Below are 17967 nucleotides of genomic sequence, written 5' to 3'. Positions count from 1 at the left end.
AAAGGTTACTAAAATCTATGACTTGTCCGGGCCGCTCATACCTAAAAAATCAGGTAGAATGGAAAGTAGGATTTTTAATAGTCCAAAACGAAAACGATGTAAGAAAGAGAAGTCATAACAGGTGAGGAGGAACGCTATGGCCAAATATGGTGCACTAAAACCGGTAAGCCACCAAAAAACCCACTCGGTCGAGCTTCTGAGCGAAAAGGAACTGATGAGATGTATTGAAGATCTTTGTAACATCAAAGCGGAAGAGTTTCGAATGTACGGGTATGAAAATGTGACGGGTGAGCAAATCTGGGCCTGTGTGTCGGAAAACTACCGCAGGGGTTGGCCGCGCTTAAACCGTTTGGTTAACGATATCATGTCATTGAAAGCAAATCGGTTTATGAACTGGTTAATGCTCTCCGTATATAAAGACTGATCCGACTTGAATAAAGCGGCGCCCTATGGTTCGTTAGGGGAGCCGCTTCTTTTGATTTGAAATGGAATTAAGTCATCTCGGTCTTCTAAATTGACATTGCCCAGGCTAGAAAGGATAATTAGAATTATGGTGTTTTACATAAAGGAGGAGCTTTAAATGAGTGTGCGAAAGGGAAAATTGACCATTTTCATCCTCCTAGTGGTTGCGATTCTCGCTCTGGTCGCAACAACCACTAGCTACATATGGAACCATATTACCAAAGGGCTGGATCTGCAAGGCGGGTTTGAGGTGCTTTATCAAACTGAACAGAAAAACCCGGGCACGGAAGCGCTTAAAGATACTGCCGCTGCGCTTAACAATCGGGTAAACGTCCTGGGTGTGTCCGAGCCGGATATCACGGTTGAACCTCCGAACCGGATTCGGGTGCAACTGGCCGGGGTGAAAGACCAGGCCAAAGCGCGGGAGCTTCTGGGCAGACAAGCCAAACTGACATTCCGTTCTCCCGATGGGAAAGTGCTCTTGTCCGGCACCGATATCAAGCCGGGCAGCGCCAAATTGGAGTATGACCAGGCGGGTGCCCCCGTCGTCTCCATTCGATTCAAAAATCCGAGCAAGTTTGAGAATGTGACGCGCACTTACCTTGGGCAACCGGTCGGGATCTATCTGGATGACCAGAAGATCAGCGATCCGGTCGTGCAACAGGTGATCACCGCCGGAGAAGCGCAGATTACCGGCCAGAAGACGGTGAAAGAGGCGCAAACACTGGCCGACCTTTTGAATGCCGGTGCGATTCCGCTCAAACTGAAGGAAATTTCCAGTTATGCGGTCGACGCCAGTCTGGGTGCCGATTCGCTGAAGCAGAGTTTAATTGCCGGATTGTTGGCTGTGCTGGCGATCTTCATCTTCGTAATCGGTTTTTACCGTTTACCGGGGTTCATCGCGGTTATTACGCTCATCGCTTACAGCTACCTCGTTCTGCTGGCATTCATGCTGCTCCATGTTACATTGACACTGCCGGGAATTGCCGCGTTTATCCTGGGAATCGGGATGGCCGTCGATGCCAACATCATCATGAATGAACGGATTCGCGAAGAACTCCGTGCGGGCAAGAGCATCGCGGCTTCGGTTCGCTCCGGATCAAAGCGTTCGTTCCTCACCATTTTCGACTCCAACATCACGACGGTGATTGCCGGCGCCGTTTTGTTTATCTACGGTACGGCAGGGGTCAAAGGTTTTTCCGTTTCGCTCATCACCGGCATTGTGGTCAGCTTTATCACGGCCGTTGCCTTGTCCCGGATCTTGATTAACCTGCTCGTCCGTTCCAATGTGCTGAAAAGCCCGGGCCTGTTCAGGGTAAGAGAGGATGAGATCAGTGACCTATAAGTTGGATATCGTGAAACACCGGAACAAGTATTTCATCGTTACGATTGCGATCGTGCTGGTGTCGGTGCTATCTCTTCTCGTGCAAGGGTTAAACCTCGGGGTTGATTTTAAGAGCGGTACGCGGATTGATATTACCATCGCACCAAATGTCAGTTTGGAAAAATCGCGGACCGTTCTTGAAGATTTAGGGTATCAAAAGCCCAATATCCGCGTGGGCGGACCGCAAAAAGAGATTTTGATCTTCCGCACGGATAAGGTTTTGTCACCGGATGAAGTGAAAAAAATCCGCGATAATTTCAGTAAGGCCTTTAACAAAAATGTCAGCGTCCAGGAGCAAAAAGTCGATCCGATCATCGGATTGGAGACGGCCCGCAATGCGATGATTGCCGTTTTGATCGCTGCGGTTTGCATCATCATTTATGTTTCTTTACGATTTGAATATCGCTTTGCCGTGGCGGCCGTATTGTCCCTGTTATACGATGCACTCTTTATCATTGGGATGTTTTCACTGTTCCGCATCGAAGTGGATCTCGTCTTCGTGGCGGCCGTGTTGACCATCGTCGGTTATTCGATTAACGATACCATCGTAATTTTCGACCGTATCCGCGAAAACATGGATTTACACAAACCCAAAACGTGGGACGAGCTGGCGGAAGTGGTCAATACCAGTATCAATCAGACACTGGTGCGCTCGATCAACACCGTTTTGACTGTCGTCTTCGCCGCATTTGCACTCTGGCTCCTCGGTGGGGAAAGCATCAGCAATTTCTCGCTCGCTCTCTTGTTTGGATTGATCTCCGGCGCTTATTCTTCGATTTTTGTCGCCAGCCCGATCTGGATCGTGTGGAAATGGCATTCGCTGCAAAAGCAGAAACAGAAGCGTTTGGCAACCGAATAAAAATGTCAGGCCGTGGGAAACCACGGTTTTTTTTTGTGATGGGAGAAAACTTCTTTGTGCTATAATTGAGTACGCAAAGTGAGGTGAACGGAACCGTGCTGTATGCAAAGGGGCGTTGGAAGGCAGAACAGGTGGATGATGCCCTGGCTGATAAAATGGCCCGTGATTGCCAAATTCATCCCCTGCTGGCCCGGATTTTGCTTCGACGGGGAATCCGGGATCATGATCAGGCAAAACGATTTTTGCAGCCCCGGCTGGAAGATTTGCACGATCCTTTTGCTCTTGACGGGATGAAAACCGCAGTGGAGGAAATCAGGCATGCGCTGGAACGGAAACAAAAAATTTTGATCTATGGTGATTATGATGCCGACGGAGTGAGCAGCACCAGTCTGATGATGCATGTTTTTCGAAAACTGGGGGCCAATGTCGATTATTATATTCCCAATCGCTTTCGAGAAGGATATGGATTAAACAAAGAAGCGTTACAATCGGCTAAAGAACAGGGGTTTGAACTGGTGGTTTCGGTGGATACGGGCATCAGTGCCGTTGAAGAGGCAGATTATGCCAAAGAACTCGGCCTTGGTTTAATCATTACCGATCATCATGAACCGCCGGAAATATTGCCTGATGCCCTGGCCGTGATCAATCCCAAAAAACCGGGATGTTCCTACCCGTTTAAAATGCTGGCCGGTGTCGGTGTTGCTTTTAAACTGGCTACTGCTTTGCTGAACCGGGTACCGGTGGAATGGCTCGATCTTGTCGCCCTGGGGACAATTGCCGATCTCGTCCCGCTGATCGAAGAAAATCGCATCCTTGCTTATCATGGTTTGCGGAAAATGAATGAAGAGACATCGGTGGGCCTTCGCGCTTTAATCGAAGCGGCAGATATCGGGCGCGAAGTGACAGCCGGGCATGTCGGATTTGCTCTGGGCCCGCGTATCAATGCCAGCGGCCGGCTGGATTCGGCGGATACAGCCGTTCGTTTGCTCATTTCCGGGGATGTGCGGGAAGCGGAAAGCCTGGCAAGGGAATTGGATGCGATGAACCGGGAGCGGCAACAGCTGGTGGAAGAGATGACGCTCGAAGCGATCAGCGAAGTCGAAAAAAATCCGGAACGCCATCGCCATGTGATTGTGGTTGCGAAACCGGGCTGGAATGTGGGCGTTGTGGGAATCGTGGCCTCCCGTTTGGTGGAGAAATATTACCGGCCGGTGCTCGTGCTGGGCATCGATGAGGAAAAGCAGACGGCAAAGGGCTCCGCGCGCAGCATCAAGGGTTTTCACCTGTTTCAGGCCCTGAGCGCTTGCCGGGATTTGCTGCCCCATTTTGGCGGACATGAGATGGCGGCCGGGATGACCTTGGCCGTTAAAGATTTGGATTTGCTTCACGAGCGGCTGTCGGAGCTGGCACAGGAATGGCTGACTCCGGAAGATTACATCCCGCTTTTGCACGCTGAGGGAGAGCTTGAACTGGAGCGGATCGAGCCGGCCCTGATCGAACAGATGGAAGCATTGGCTCCCTATGGAGTGGGAAATCCCACACCGCTGTTTATTCTCAAAGATGCTCCTGTCGCCCGGGTTCAATTGATGGGGAAAGATAAAGAACATATGAAGATTTATTTGCAAACGGACGGGGGAACCGTGGAAGCGGTCGGTTTTCGGATTGGTGAGGCAGCCAGGGAAATCGCACCCTTGTCCCGGATTCGCCTGCTCGGAGAATTGCAGATGAATGAATGGAACGGACAACGTTCGCCCCAATTTATTATCCGGGATTTAATGATTCCCCATTTGCAGGTTTTTGACTGGCGCAGCAACCGTCGCGATTGGGAAAGGCTGAAGGGATTGGATCATGACGGTGTCTGTTATGTTTGTTCCGGTATGATCAAACAGCCCTTGCAGGCGGTGGATTTGAAAGGGACCGTTGTCTATTGGGATCAGCTTGCGGAAAGGGATTGGCCCGCGGAGGTTCGTGCTGCCAAATTTGTAGTTTTGGTGGATGCGCCGCCTGATTTGGAAGTGTTCACAAAAGGGTTGAATCAGGTAAAAGAAGCAGAGCGGCTCTATTTTTTGTTTGGCGATAAAGAATTTGACGATTTGCTGGCCAAAGTTCCCACCCGGGATGATTTTAAACGTTTGTACCGCTTGCTTGCCGGCCGGGAGAAAATCTCCCTGTCCAAACATTTTTCCGCACTTATGCGCCATACGGGATTGCAAAAACGATCGCTTTCCTTTATCATTCAAGTGTTTGAGGAATTGGGCTTTTTAAGGGTTGAGCATGGAGAAATACGCATTCATCCAAACCCGGCTAAAAAACCGTTAACAGATTCCAAATTATACCAAAGGCAGCTCGCCGGACAACAAGTTCTGCAAACATTGGTCTACTCTTCATACACGGAATTGTGCAGGTATTTGTTTTCAACGATCGCTTTCAAACATTTAGGAGGACATGAACATGAACTTCAAAGAGAAAATTCGAGTGATCAACGATTTTCCGCAACCGGGGATTCGATTTAAAGATATTACCACCTTGCTCAAAGAGGGAAAAGCCTTCAAAGCAGCAATCGATGAGCTCGCTGCCAGGTTAAACGGCAAATCGATCGATTTGGTCGTCGGCCCGGAGGCGCGCGGGTTTGTGGTTGGAGCCCCGCTGGCCTATGCGCTTGGTGTGGGGTTTGTTCCCGTTCGCAAAGCGGGAAAACTTCCGGCCGAAACCGTTCAGGCCAATTACAGCCTCGAGTATGGAAAAGATTCATTGGCCATGCATAAGGATGCCATTAAGCCCGGACAAAAAGTGTTGATTGCCGATGACCTGCTGGCAACCGGCGGCACGATTTCCGCGACACTTGACCTTGTCAAACAGTTGGGAGGGGAGCCGGTCGGTGCGGCATTCCTGATTGAACTGGCTTATCTTCAAGGCAGGGAGAAGCTGAATGGACTTGAAGTTGTGTCCCTGGTGAAATACGAATAATGCAGGCTGAATGTCCACCCGTTACCTCCCGGGAGGCGGGTGGTATTCTTAAACCATTTTGTGATTGAATATTCATTCAATTTTGATTTGGAGGATGGTATGAGTCTTTTGATCGAGACAGAAAGATTGCGGTTCCGGCCGTATAAGGAAAAGGATTTGCCGTTTTTGATCTCGTTGTGCAGTGATCCGCAGGTGATGCGTTATATCGGAAAAGTAAAGACGCCGGAGGAAACGGAAGAGATGCTTCAGAAGTGGCTGAATGCGCAAAAAGGCGGAATGGGCATTTGCCTGGCCATTGACCGGAAAAGCGGGGAAAAGGTGGGGCATTCCGGTGTAATAGAACAGATTGTTGACGGACGGATCGAAGCGGAAATCGGTTATTGGCTGTTGCCGAAATATTGGGGCAAGGGATTGGGCACAGAGATGGCGGCAGCTTTTCGCGACTACGCATTTGAAACATTGAAATTGCAGAGGCTGATATCCATTATTCAGCCCGGGAATAAAGCGTCAATCAAGGTGGCACGTAAAATAGGAATGGAGAAAGAAAAGGAGACGGTGTTTCGTATGACCCTGGTTCATATTTATGCGATCAAAAGGTGAAATCCCTCCCTTTTCCAGCTTGTGCAATCCGGCTCCCGCCTTTTATATGAAAAGCAAGAGTTGTACTAATACAAACTGTTGCATAACAGGTGTTGTTATAATATAATGGTATTATAATAAAGAGGATGGGGTGGAGAGCGATGGATGGGCAGGTAAAGGAACATGAACCGAAATATTGTGAAATTTGCGGTGCCGAAGTAGGGAAAAAGTTGTCCGAAGTGGAGGAAAACCAGGAAATGAATGAAGTACGCGCGTGCATATTGAAATATTATGAATAAAGAGCGCTGCATGTGCGGGGACCAAATCGGGCCGGTTTTATCGCCGGTCTTTTTTTTTTATGAGTGGAAAGGGACAGATCGTGACATATTGAAAAATAAGAAGGGGGAAAACAGGAAAGGTTTGTTGAACGGAAGTGTCGACAATTCGGGTATCACGCAGATGGTTTAGCAGGTATCGAACCATACAATCCGCTCTTGATCAGGCGCCTTCCGGCAGCGTGATTGAGGTTGAACCTGGAGTCTACCATGAAGATTTGTGGATCGACCGGATGATCGAAATCATTGGGACAGGAGCCAAAGAAGAAGTGGTCATCGTGGGAAAAAAATATGCCACCATCGAAATGAGCGCAGGTTATGCGGTACTTAAAAATCTCACTTTAAGCCAGGCGCGCACCAATGATTCACCGGTTGTGGCCGTTCACAGGGGAGCGCTGGTGCTGGACGGGTGCGATGTGCGGGCCGAAAAGGGGCCGGGAATTTCCATTGCCGTGGATGAAGCGGAACCGATCTTGCGCCGCTGTCGGATCAGCAGTCAAAAAAACGCCGCCATATTAAGCCGGAGCCGCGGCAAGGTATTATTTGAGGAATGCAGTCTGCACAGCGAAAGCGAGATGACGACCATTCTGGTATCCTCAGGAGACCCTGTATTTCGTCAGTGTACGATAACCGGCACGAAGGGTTACGGTGTGTTTGTGGAAGAAAATGGAAAAGGGCTTTTTGAGGAATGCAATTTGTTTGGTTTTGATCACAGTCCGGCGATCGGGATTGATGGAGGCAGTCCGGCGTTTATCCGCACCCTGATTCATGACGGAAAAACAAGCGGGATGGTGATGTCGGGGGGAAAGGCGAAATTTGAGGAATGCAAAATCTTTTCGGTAGGCGAAATCGAGCCGGCCATCCGGGTGCTGGCTCAGGCCGAACCCCGCTTTTTTGCCTGTACGATCAAAAATTGTCCGCAAGGTGCCTTTTTCTTTACCAATGGTGCTGGTGGCATGATAGACCAGTGTGACTTATACGGTTTCAGCCGTCAACCGGCCATTTGGATTCTGAACGAAGCTGCCCCACACATCTTGCAGACGCGAATTCATGATGGAAACAAAGAAGCGGTCTTCTGCGAAAAGGGCGGCAGGGGAATCATGGAGAATTGCGAGTTGTTCGGGTTTAACGGGGATCTCGTTTCCATTCGCTCGGAAGCCAATCTCGATCTGCTACGTTGCCGGATTTATCGCGGGCAACGACATGGAGTTTCACTGTCGTTAAAGGCGACGGGAACCATCCGGGATACAGAGATTTACGACTTTATGAATGCCGCCGCAGTACATGTTTCAAAAGCAGCGGATCCGGAGTTTATTCAGTGTTCGATTCATGACAGCCTCAACGGGGTCGAAGTGGTGGAAAACGGTCGCGGTTCCTTTGACAGGTGCCATTTTGACAAGATCAGGGAAAGCAACTGGAATGTGGTGGAGAGCCGGCCGGTGATTCTTGATATCGAACACGGGACTTCCGCTGACCCCGACCGTCGGCCTAATCCGTTATCGCTCCTCTGGCAAAATTGGAGCGCGGGGATGATCGGACAAACGGAAATGAAGCGGAAGCTGCTGGATCTCATCCGATATTATGATTATTTGTCCGATCGAAAGCGCCTGGGAATCGAAAAACTGGAACCCGCTCCGCCACATGCCGTCTTTTGCGGTCCGCCGGGCATCGGTAAGCGGAAATGGGCAGAGTTTTACGGGTTGGCCATGAATCATCTTCATTTTTTGAGCAAAGGCCATCTGGTGTCCGTCGATGCGGCGGAATTGCTGGAAAGTCCGCCGGAGGAAGCGGAGGAGAGAAGGCGGGAAGTGACAGCCCGGACCGAGGGAGGGGTGTTGTATTTGCGCAACCCGCAATCCTGGGCAGCGGATGCCGTTTCTGCCGGCAAATGGCAATCATGGGTTGATTGGTTGATTCGATTGGTCAATGAAGAAGACGCCGACCGGATTGTGATTTTGTCAGGGCCTGAGCACCCACTGAAGGAGTGGTTGAATCATGTTCCCGAGTTGGCTCGAAAGTTTCAGCATTGGTTTGAATTTCGCGATTATACTCCGGAAGAACTGGTTCAATTGTTTGAGCGGATGGCGGAAGAAGAAAATTACAGGATTGATGAGTCGGCCCGGCGTCGGCTGTGGCAGGAGATGAACCGGATTTGCCGGGAAAATGCGGAAGCAGGCCGGGCGGAACGGGTTCGCCATTTTTTTCAAATGGTGAAATACCGTCACGGTCAGCGATGTGCAAAAATCGCGAAAGAAGAGCGCACCAGGGAACTGCTGACCCTCTTGCTGCCCGAAGATCTCGCCGTGAAGAAGGAAGAAGAAGTTTTGCCTCATGATCCGGAGTGGATTGAGACTTTGATGAAGGAGGAGAAACAAAGCCATCGGTCAAGGGAAGGGAAGACAAATTGACATTTGAAGTGATCCGGCCTTGGGGTCGGATTTTTTGTGGCGTGGTAATGCTTATTAATAAAAATTATTTTATTCTTGACAAATATAAAAATATCATCATATGATGCAGTCAGTCTATAAAGATGGATATAATCGGGGTGTTGCTTTTTTCCTGTGAGAGATCTGCTTTCATCCCCGGGTTGAGCCAGGTGATGAGCGATCTCTGTTTCATGCGGTGGCAGCCGTTCTTATGACAGGAGGTCTCCGCAACCCAGGGTTGTGGCTTTGGATTGAGACAATGACGAAAACTGGAGGTGTAAACATGGCAGCTGTCCTCTATGTAACCGCCAACCCCAAACCGGAGCATGAATCTGTTAGTTTGCAAGTAGGCCGGGCTTTTTTAAATGCATACGAATTAACCAATCCGCTTGATGAAATCATTGAATTAAATTTATATCGCGAATCAATCCCCTTATTGGATTATGATGTTTTTAACGGATGGAACAAAATGGTGGAGCACGTGCCGCTGACGATGGAGGAAAGAAAAAAATTGAACCGCATCAATGAAGTGGTTGAGCAGTTTGTTTCAGCCGATAAATATGTATTTGTCACCCCGATGTGGAATTTCGGTCTGCCGCCGATGTTTAAAGCTTATATCGATCTCGTCTGCATGGCGGGAAAAACGTTTCGATACACAAGCCGGGGGCCGGTGGGACTGTTGATCAACAAAAAAGCGATACATATTCAGGCCCGTGGCGGTATTTTTTCACAAGGACAGGGTCAGGCGATGGAGTTTGCTGACAGTTATGTCAAAATGATTCTTGGTTTCATGGGAATTACGGATGTGAAATCAATTATTGCCGAAGGAACGTCCAACGAAGAACAGTACGACCAGATTTTGCAGCAGGCGATTCATCTGGCGAAGCGAACCGCAGTGGAGTTTGCGAAAAATTAATGGTGGATAATCGGGAAAGAAGCAGTACAAACTAGGGATGATTGGCAGAATAGTTTTTCCAGGACACTGGGGTGTCATGAATTTCCAAACCGGTGCAATGGCTCCGGCTCAATGGTTTTTCTTGACTTTCGCAGTTCTTTATCATATTATACTTACGTATTTAAAGTTAGTTACTAAACTTGAGCAGAGGAGGATCATTTCATGGCCAAAGTCCTGTATATTACGGCGAATCCCAAACCGATTGATGAATCTTTCAGTTTGCGGGTGGGCAAGGCTTTTTTGGAGCGTTATAAAGAGATTCGCCCGGAAGATGAAATTGTGGAATTGGATCTGTACAAAACAGAAATTCCTTACATTGATGAAGAAGTTTTCAGTGGATGGGGAAAATTGGCAAAAGGGGCGGATTTGACCCCCGAAGAAAAGAAAAAAGTGGATCGCATCAATGAATTGACCGAACAATTTGTGTCCGCGGATAAATATGTATTTGTGACTCCGTTTTGGAACTTTTTATTTCCGCCAAAGCTGAAAGCCTATATCGACACGATTTGTATTGCCGGTAAAACCTTTAAATACACCGAAAACGGCCCGGTGGGGCTTCTCAAAGGAAAAAAAGCGGTTCACATTCAGGCGCGCGGCGGCGTTTACTCGGAAGGTCCCGCCCGGGAAGTGGAATTCAGTGACCGCTACCTGCGCACCGTTTTGCAATTCATCGGCATTACGGACGTTGAATCGGTTATTGCTGAAGGAATGGCAGCATTTCCGGAGCAGGCCGATGCCATTTTGGAAAAAGCGATTGCACACGGCCAGGACGTTGCTGCTTCCTTCGCAAAATAAAAGAGCAAGACATTCTCTCTCCCATGGACAAAAGGCGCCGATTCCCAAAGGTCGGCGCTTTTTTTATGGCGCATTCTCTTGGATTGAAAATTGGCAGGTCGTTTCAACATCATCTTTAATGGATTGCCGGTTGATCCGTAAACCAGATCACGCAGCACGTGATAAAAAAGAGAAAAAAGAGTGACAAACCGGAAACGACGAGATCCTTATCCAATCATGACCCATCCTTTTGCCTGAAAAGTTGTTTGCTATATTAGACTCATCTTCGGTTGTCCAGGTTGCATAAAAAGAAAAAAAATTCTCCGGCATGAATCAGAATATTTTTACCCCGAGCACGTGATCGATCGGAACGCAGCCGATTTCCCGGCTGTCCATGCTGTAATTGCGATTGTCGCCCATGACGAAGATGCAATTATCGGGAACCGTGATCTTCATGTCAGGCGTATTGTTCATCTCTTCCTTGATATAGCTTTCCTTCAGCAACTGGTTGTTGCGATAGACCCGGTTATTTTTGATTTCAATGACATCCCGCGGGACTCCGATCACGCGTTTCACCCAAATATTATGGGGTGAAGTCTCGGTGATCCAGACGTAGAGGGGACTGTCCATCAAATCGTCGACCCAGGTGCGCTGATGGTGAATCCGGCTATCTATGATGACAATATCCCCGTGATGAGGGTGGTATTGCAGGACACAGGGGAGTTTGGACACAAAAATATGATGATCCGGCATGAGTGTCGGTTCCATGGAATGGCCGAGAACTTTGGTCGGTTGCAGAATAAAAATACTGATGATGAGCGCGATTGCCATCCCGGTAAACAAAGAACTGAACCAAGCCACTCCTTCTTTTAATAACCTCATTGAAAACTCGATCTCCTTTGTAGGATTTGGAAAATGGTTGGACAGATACCTATTAATTAGACTTTTTTCTCCTTTTTCCTGTCAACTGGGCCTTATGGTCATGTAGTTGTGCATTTCCGCGTTAAAGCAGCTATTGGCGCGAAAAATGATTATTTTGCTAAAATACAAAGAGAATCTGTTTTGGTTATTTAGAATGGAGGGGAAGGGCATGCCTTTTTATCATCGCTTGGGACAGATCCCCGCTAAAAGGCATATTCAGTTTTATCAGGAAGACGGGACGCTCTATCGGGAACAAGTGATGGGAACAAAGGGATTCTCCGGCATCCAGTCGATTTTATACCATATGAACCCCCCGACCGCCGTAAGCAAAGCAGAGTGGATTCGTGATTGGGAAATCCCTTTGGAAGAGGAAGGAGCCAACCGCCATCGGCACCTCCTCACATTTGCCGCCGGAAAGGGCGGTGATCCGATTGACGGGCGGATCCATTGGCTGGCCAATGAGGATGTCGCCTTGGCCACCGTGTGTCCGACCGAAGAGATGTCTTATTTTTTCCGCAACAGCGATGGCGATGAAATTATTTTTGTCCATGAAGGAGAAGGCGTGCTGGAGACCATTTTTGGCGATCTTCCGTACCGGGCGGGCGATTATCTGGTCATTCCGGTCGGAACCACTTACCGGATTTCATTGAAGACGAAGAATACGAGATTTTTTGTGATTGAATCAAGCGGTGAAATTACCGTTCCGCGAAAATACCGAAATGAATACGGTCAATTGATGGAGCACAGCCCGTTTTGCGAGCGGGATATCCGTGTGCCGCAAACCCTTCATCCGCATCGGGAGACAGGGGAGTTCGAGGTGCGGGTAAAGGCGCGCAACCGACTCCATCGCTATACGTATGCCTTCCATCCATTCGATGTCGTCGGCTGGGACGGGTACCTTTATCCATGGGCGTTTAACATCCATGATTTTGAACCGATAACGGGTTCGATCCATCAGCCCCCGCCCGTTCACCAAACTTTTGCCGGCCCCAATTTCGTCGTGTGTTCGTTCGTTCCGCGGATGTACGATTACCATCCACTGGCGATCCCTGCCCCTTACTATCACAGCAATGTCAACAGCGATGAGGTTCTTTATTATGTGAGGGGGAACTTCATGAGCCGCAAAGGGGTAAAAGAAGGTTCGATCACGCTGCACCCCAGCGGTTTGCCCCACGGCCCCCATCCGGGAAAAGCAGAGGGGAGCATCGGGAAAAAGAGGACGGAGGAACTGGCGGTGATGGTGGATACATTCCGCCCCCTGAAGGTGGCCAAGGCGGCATTGAATATTGAAGATTCAGCTTATATGTACAGCTGGTTGGAAAATGAAAAAAGGTGATGCCTTATGCGTACAATTGATCCTGGCAAACAAAGCAAGAAAGAGAATTACAAGCTGTTGATTGGAAGCATTTTACCCCGGCCGATCGCGTTTGTCACTTCATTATCCCCGGAAGGAATCGTCAATGCTGCTCCGTTCAGTTTTTTTAATGTGATCGCCACCGACCCTCCTCTGATCGGGTTCAGTGTGTCGAGAAAACCGAACGGCAACCGGAAAGATACTGCCCGTAATATCGCTTGGAAAAAAGAATTTGTCGTCCATGTGGTTGATGAGGATAATGTATCGATGGTCAATGAGACGTCAGTCGATTTTCCGCCCGATGTGAGTGAAGCGGAAAAGATCGGTTTTCATGTCCTGCCGGGGAAGATTGTGCAGGTACCGCGTCTGGCAGAGGGGAAAATTCAAATGGAATGCCGTTTGCAGCAAATATTGGAACTGGGTGGAAGAGATACTCCGAACGCGGATTTTATCATCGGGGAAATCGTCCAGTTTCACGTGGATGATTCGCTTTATTTCGAAGGCAAGATTGATACCGATCGCCTGAGGCCGGTGGGACGGATGGCGGGAACGGAGTACGGAAAGATCGGCGAAACGTTTTCGCTGCCGCGTCTCACTTATGAAGAATGGCGGGCGCGGAACACATAAAGCAATGCAAAAAAAGAGGCAAGTGTTGATGCTTGCCTCCGAAATTTTTTATGTGAAAGCTTTTATCCACCCGGGTTGTGCCGGTCAGGACGCGAAGGTTTTATTTCTTTTGTTTCGCGTGGCGGGCTCGTTCATTTTTGGAAAGATATTTTTTGCGCAGACGGAATGTTTTCGGCGTTACTTCCAAAAGTTCATCGTCTTTCATCAATTCAAGGGCATCATCAATGGAGAGGCGGCGCGGAGCATCGAGGCGCAGCGCTTCTTCCGCGGTCGCCCTGCGAATGCTGGTCAAATGTTTTTTCTTGCAGACATTTACCTCAAGGTCATTTTCCCGGATATGCTGGCCGACGACCATTCCTTCATATACTTCGGTTCCAGGCGTGATATACAGCTGTCCGCGTTCCTGGGCCGAATGCAGGGCGTAAGTGGTGGCCGTGCCTGATTCCCAGGCGATCAGCGAGCCGAATTCATGTGTTTCAATCTCTCCGGCATAGGGTTCATATCCGGTAAATAACGTGTTCATGATCGCTTCTCCCCGGGTCGCGGTAAGCAGTTGCAGTCGAAATCCGAGTAATCCGCGCGACGGCACCTGATAGGTGAAACGGATATTGCCGCTGTCCAGAACGGTCATGTCCAGCAACCGGCCTTTCCGTTTCCCCAAGAGTTCAACTACGGTTCCCTGCTGCTCGCTGCTCACTTCAATTTCCACCTGCTCCACCGGCTCCATCAGTTGGCCGTCGACTTCCTTAAAGATTACTTCAGGTTTGCTCACCTGAAATTCATATCCTTCGCGCCGCATGTTTTCAATCAGGATGCCAAGGTGCAGCTCACCGCGCCCGGAAACCAGGAAATTGTCGGCTGAATCCGTATCTTCGACCCGAAGGGCGACATCTTTTTCAGATTCACGCATCAGCCGTTCCCGGATTTTACGGGAGGTGAGAAATTTTCCGTCCTGCCCTGCGAAGGGGCTGGTATTGATTCCGATCATCATCCGCAACGTAGGTTCTTCCACCTTGATCGGCGGCAGGCTTTCCGGGTGCGCGGGATCGGTGATCGTGTCGCCGATGCCCACTTTGCCAAGCCCGGTCAACGCGATGATATCCCCGGCATGCGCCTCTTCGACTTCCACCCTTTTTAAGCCTTCGTGGGTGAAGACCTGCCCGGCTTTGACTGCTTTTGGTTCACCCTCGGCAGGGATGAGGAGCAGGGATTGATTGCGACGGATTGTGCCGCGGTTCAGGCGGCCGATGACGATCTGACCTTTGTACTCGTCGTATCCCAGCAATGTGGCTTGCATCTGGGTATACCCCTGATCGTCCACATCCGGCGAAGGAAGGTAAGAGAGAATCGTTTCAAACAAAGGCTCCATCGTCGGTGTCAACTGATCCGGTTCAAAGCCGGAGGCACCGGTCAAGCCGCTCGCATATAAAATCGGAAAATCGCACTGCTCATCCGTGGCGCCCAAATCGACGAAGAGATCGAACGTTTTATTCACCACTTCTTCCGGGCGGGCATTTTCGCGGTCGATCTTGTTTACGACGACGATCGCCTTATGTCCGCGCTCCAGCGCTTGGCGGAGGACGAATTTCGTTTGCGGCATCGGCCCTTCCACTGCGTCAACCAGGAGCAGGACACCGTCCACCATGTTCATCACTCGTTCCACTTCGCCGCCAAAGTCCGCGTGTCCCGGAGTGTCAACAATATTGATTTTGACCCCTTTATATTGAATCGCCGTGTTTTTGGACAGGATCGTGATTCCCCGCTCGCGCTCCAAATCATTGGAATCCAGGATCCGTTCCTCCACTTGCTGGTTTTCGCGGAAGATCCGGCTCTGTTTTAACATCGCATCGACTAATGTTGTTTTACCGTGGTCTACGTGAGCGATAATCGCGATATTTCGTATGTTTTCTGGTGTGTACATCTCTGGTGAGGAGGTCTTTGACCCCCAACCTCCCTTTTCGTAATCTGATTCCAAATCGAATCGTACCATACCGAGATGGGGGAGCGCTAGAGGATGGAATCAGAATCACCCGGAAAAATCCCATGTTTGACCGGGGCGGTATGTTTTTTCCGCCACAGGAGGTAAAAAGTGACCAGAAAGGCGATGAAGAGCGGATAGAGCAGTGCCCAACCGACAAAAGGCAGGATGCATACTGTCAGCAGAAAGGAGAGCAAGCTGATCAGCTGCCGGCACTTGGAATCCTTCAATAATTTGATGGCCGCAGCGCATCCCCCGGCATAAGTCAGAATAAACGAAGCATTTGGGAGCAGGAGCAGATGGGCCAAGGAGATTACTCCCGTGGAGTAAAAAGTGAAAGAAAGCGTAAAGCCGACAGCCATCAGTGCCAGTCCGCCTGTCGGTGTCTGCCGTTTGGATAACCGGCTTAAAAAAACAGGTGCATTACCCGCCCGTGCCAAAGCAAAAGCCAAGCGCGACGCCGCACCCGTATAGGCGATGACGGTGGCGCTGCAGATGAGAAAACACAAGATGGCCGTCAGCAATTGTCCGCTTTTCCCAAACGTAAAGCGCATGAGAAAAGAGATGGCGGTATCCGCATGGGTGTAACTCCCGGTTCCGACGGTGACAAAAGCGGTGAAAAAGTAGATGGTGCCAACAATGATTGCCGCGCAGATCACCCCGATGATCGAATCGCGCTGCGGATTGGCAAACTCCTCCGATAAATGCGAGACGGCTTCCCATCCGATAAAACACCAGAACAGGATGGTGGTCGCCACTCCGACGGGAATCCATCCGTGTGGCAAAAACGGGCTAAAATTCGATGCCTGCACAAAAGGGACTGCCCCGAAGATGGCAAGAAGCAGGACGATTAAAATACTGCTGACGATCGCCACCTGTATTTTTCCTCCCAATTCCATCCCACGGCAGTTGAGAATTAAAGCTCCCAAAACCATTGCCACTCCTGCCAGGATTCGTCCGCTTTCCCCCCATCCCATCGCGGAACTCAGATAACCTGCCCCGGTGAGGGCGGCAACCGGAGCCCCGATCATGACAGACATGATAAAAAACCATCCGATGTAAATGCCGGCTTGTTTTCCGTAAGCAAGGGTGACAAAATGAGAGACCCCGCCGGCATGAGGGTATTTGGCGGATAACCATCCCATGGTAATGGCCATGGGCAAAGTAAAGACGGCCATGACTGCCCAGGCGATCAGGCAGGAAGGGCCGGCGATCTGGGCGGATAACCCGGGGACGATAAGAATTCCGGAGCCCAAAACAGCTGCCGTGTATAAGGCGATGATCTGTGGCAAACTGATTGTTTTCTTCAGTTGTTTCAAATTTCTTCACTCTCCTGTGTTCGGTTGCTTTTATTTTAAAAAGGATGTTACTATCAGTAAAATAGATAAATTCTATAGAGATGATCGATCAAAACGATATAAAAGGGGAGGAAGATTGTTTGGAGTTCCGTCATTTAAAAACATTGAAAACGGTGGTGGAGGCAGGGGGCATCACCCGGGCCGCCGAACAGCTCGGCTATGCGCAATCCAGTGTGACGATGCAGATCCATGCGTTGGAAGAAGAGCTGGGAATCCCTTTATTTGACCGCCTGGGCAAAAAGCTCGTTTTGACGGCGGCGGGCGAAAAACTTTTGCATTATGCCGTCCGGTTATTGAACATCCATGATGAAGCTTTGGCGGAGATCCGTGCCCAGACGGAACCGGCGGGAACGCTGACAATTGGGACACCGGAATCGTTAGCCGCTTTTCGGCTGCCGGCGTTGCTCCAGGAATACAAACAGAGATTTCCGAAGGTGAAGTTAATCATCAATCCCGGATTGTGCACGGAGATGCGAAACCTTTTGCGACGGGGCGAACTGGATCTCGCATTTTTGCTGGAAGCGGAACATGAGGAAGAGGAAGATCTTGCGGTCGAGACGCTGGTATTTGAAGAGATGGCACTTGTGGCGGCCCCGGATCATCCGTTGGCAAGGGCAGAAGAAGTGAAGCCGAAGGATATTCAGAATGAAATTATTCTGCAAACAGAAAAAGGGTGCAGCTACCGAACTTTGTTTGAGCAATATTTGATGCGCAACGGGATTAACACAACCCAGGGGGAAGAATTCTGGAGTATCGAAGCGATCAAAAATTGCGTACAGGTCGGTCTGGGTTTGGCTTTTTTGCCGATGATCACAGTGAGGAAAGAGTTGCAGGAAGGACGATTGTCGAGACTGAATTGGCGGGATGAAACTTGCGGTGTGTTTACGAAAATGGCCTATCACAAGAAGAAATGGCTTTCTCCGGCCGTAAAAGAATGGATTGAGCTTGTCCGGAACCGGGCGGAACACTGGCGGAGCAATTGAAAGGA

Annotated in this window: 16 protein-coding genes; 13 read left to right on the top strand and 3 right to left on the bottom strand. The window is 49.6% G+C overall.

Annotated features, from left to right (window positions below):
• Nucleotides 1–136 precede the first annotated feature (136 nt).
• From JG50_RS0100715 to JG50_RS0100680, 10 genes are all read left to right on the top strand, one after another.
• Nucleotides 137–424 (top strand): post-transcriptional regulator, encoded by a 288-nt coding sequence (locus JG50_RS0100715; protein ID WP_309485150.1) that lies wholly within the window; start codon nucleotides 137–139, stop codon nucleotides 422–424.
• A 156-nt stretch (nucleotides 425–580) separates the two neighbouring features.
• On the top strand, nucleotides 581–1807 hold the full coding sequence (gene secD / locus JG50_RS20555; protein ID WP_232330884.1) for a protein translocase subunit SecD: 1227 nt from the start codon (nucleotides 581–583) through the stop codon (nucleotides 1805–1807).
• Entirely contained in the window at nucleotides 1797–2705 is a 909-nt protein-coding gene (gene secF, locus JG50_RS20550; RefSeq protein WP_235281571.1) for a protein translocase subunit SecF, read from the top strand. The genes secD and secF overlap by 11 nt, the downstream gene beginning before the upstream one ends.
• A 95-nt stretch (nucleotides 2706–2800) precedes the next feature.
• Nucleotides 2801–5218, top strand: coding sequence for a single-stranded-DNA-specific exonuclease RecJ (gene recJ / locus JG50_RS0100705; RefSeq protein ID WP_052153857.1), 2418 nt, complete (start codon nucleotides 2801–2803; stop codon nucleotides 5216–5218).
• Nucleotides 5157–5672: an adenine phosphoribosyltransferase gene (locus tag JG50_RS0100700; protein WP_033099189.1), complete on the top strand. Its 516-nt coding sequence runs from the start codon at nucleotides 5157–5159 to the stop codon at nucleotides 5670–5672. The genes recJ and JG50_RS0100700 overlap by 62 nt, the downstream gene beginning before the upstream one ends.
• 99 nt (nucleotides 5673–5771) lie before the next feature.
• Entirely contained in the window at nucleotides 5772–6272 is a 501-nt protein-coding gene (locus tag JG50_RS0100695; protein WP_033099348.1) for a GNAT family N-acetyltransferase, read from the top strand.
• Nucleotides 6273–6412: 140 nt separating this feature from the next.
• Nucleotides 6413–6550 carry a hypothetical protein gene (locus tag JG50_RS19870; RefSeq protein ID WP_160173774.1) on the top strand — a complete coding sequence of 46 codons (138 nt, stop codon included), beginning with the start codon at nucleotides 6413–6415 and terminating at the stop codon, nucleotides 6548–6550.
• A 134-nt stretch (nucleotides 6551–6684) separates the two neighbouring features.
• Nucleotides 6685–8994: a right-handed parallel beta-helix repeat-containing protein gene (locus JG50_RS0100690; RefSeq protein ID WP_152568448.1), complete on the top strand. Its 2310-nt coding sequence runs from the start codon at nucleotides 6685–6687 to the stop codon at nucleotides 8992–8994.
• 301 nt (nucleotides 8995–9295) lie between these two features.
• The gene (locus tag JG50_RS0100685; protein WP_033099187.1) at nucleotides 9296–9928 is read left to right on the top strand and encodes an FMN-dependent NADH-azoreductase; all 633 of its coding nucleotides are present in this window, start codon (nucleotides 9296–9298) and stop codon (nucleotides 9926–9928) included.
• A gap of 201 nt (nucleotides 9929–10129) precedes the next feature.
• Complete coding sequence (locus JG50_RS0100680) at nucleotides 10130–10762, top strand: FMN-dependent NADH-azoreductase (RefSeq protein ID WP_033099186.1); 633 nt, start codon at nucleotides 10130–10132, stop codon at nucleotides 10760–10762.
• Between the two features lie 312 nt (nucleotides 10763–11074).
• On the opposite strand, the gene lepB is transcribed toward JG50_RS0100680, so the two are convergent.
• Nucleotides 11075–11623: a signal peptidase I gene (lepB, locus tag JG50_RS0100675; protein ID WP_033099185.1), complete on the bottom strand. Its 549-nt coding sequence runs from the start codon at nucleotides 11621–11623 to the stop codon at nucleotides 11075–11077.
• Nucleotides 11624–11831: 208 nt separating this feature from the next.
• Between lepB and JG50_RS0100670 the strand changes: the two genes are divergently transcribed.
• Nucleotides 11832–12998 (top strand): homogentisate 1,2-dioxygenase, encoded by a 1167-nt coding sequence (locus JG50_RS0100670; protein ID WP_033099184.1) that lies wholly within the window; start codon nucleotides 11832–11834, stop codon nucleotides 12996–12998.
• A gap of 6 nt (nucleotides 12999–13004) precedes the next feature.
• A complete protein-coding gene (locus JG50_RS0100665) occupies nucleotides 13005–13643 on the top strand; it encodes a flavin reductase family protein (protein WP_033099183.1) in 639 nt (212 codons plus the stop codon).
• Between the two features lie 100 nt (nucleotides 13644–13743).
• Here JG50_RS0100665 and typA read toward each other — a convergent pair whose 3' ends face one another.
• Both typA and JG50_RS0100655 read right to left on the bottom strand, forming a co-directional pair.
• Nucleotides 13744–15564, bottom strand: a complete 1821-nt coding sequence (gene typA, locus JG50_RS0100660; protein WP_033099182.1) for a translational GTPase TypA — start codon at nucleotides 15562–15564, stop codon at nucleotides 13744–13746.
• A gap of 86 nt (nucleotides 15565–15650) precedes the next feature.
• Nucleotides 15651–16940, bottom strand: coding sequence for an amino acid permease (locus JG50_RS0100655; RefSeq protein WP_052153856.1), 1290 nt, complete (start codon nucleotides 16938–16940; stop codon nucleotides 15651–15653).
• 119 nt (nucleotides 16941–17059) lie between these two features.
• On the opposite strand from JG50_RS0100655, the gene JG50_RS0100650 reads away from it, so the two are divergent.
• Nucleotides 17060–17962 (top strand): LysR family transcriptional regulator, encoded by a 903-nt coding sequence (locus tag JG50_RS0100650; protein ID WP_033099346.1) that lies wholly within the window; start codon nucleotides 17060–17062, stop codon nucleotides 17960–17962.
• Nucleotides 17963–17967: the final 5 nt, after the last annotated feature.

Source organism: Thermoactinomyces daqus, from assembly GCF_000763315.1.
Classification (GTDB): domain Bacteria; phylum Bacillota; class Bacilli; order Thermoactinomycetales; family Thermoactinomycetaceae; genus Thermoactinomyces_A; species Thermoactinomyces_A daqus.
Note: the sequence above shows the minus strand (reverse complement) of the source record. Positions and strands in the feature narration are given on the sequence as shown.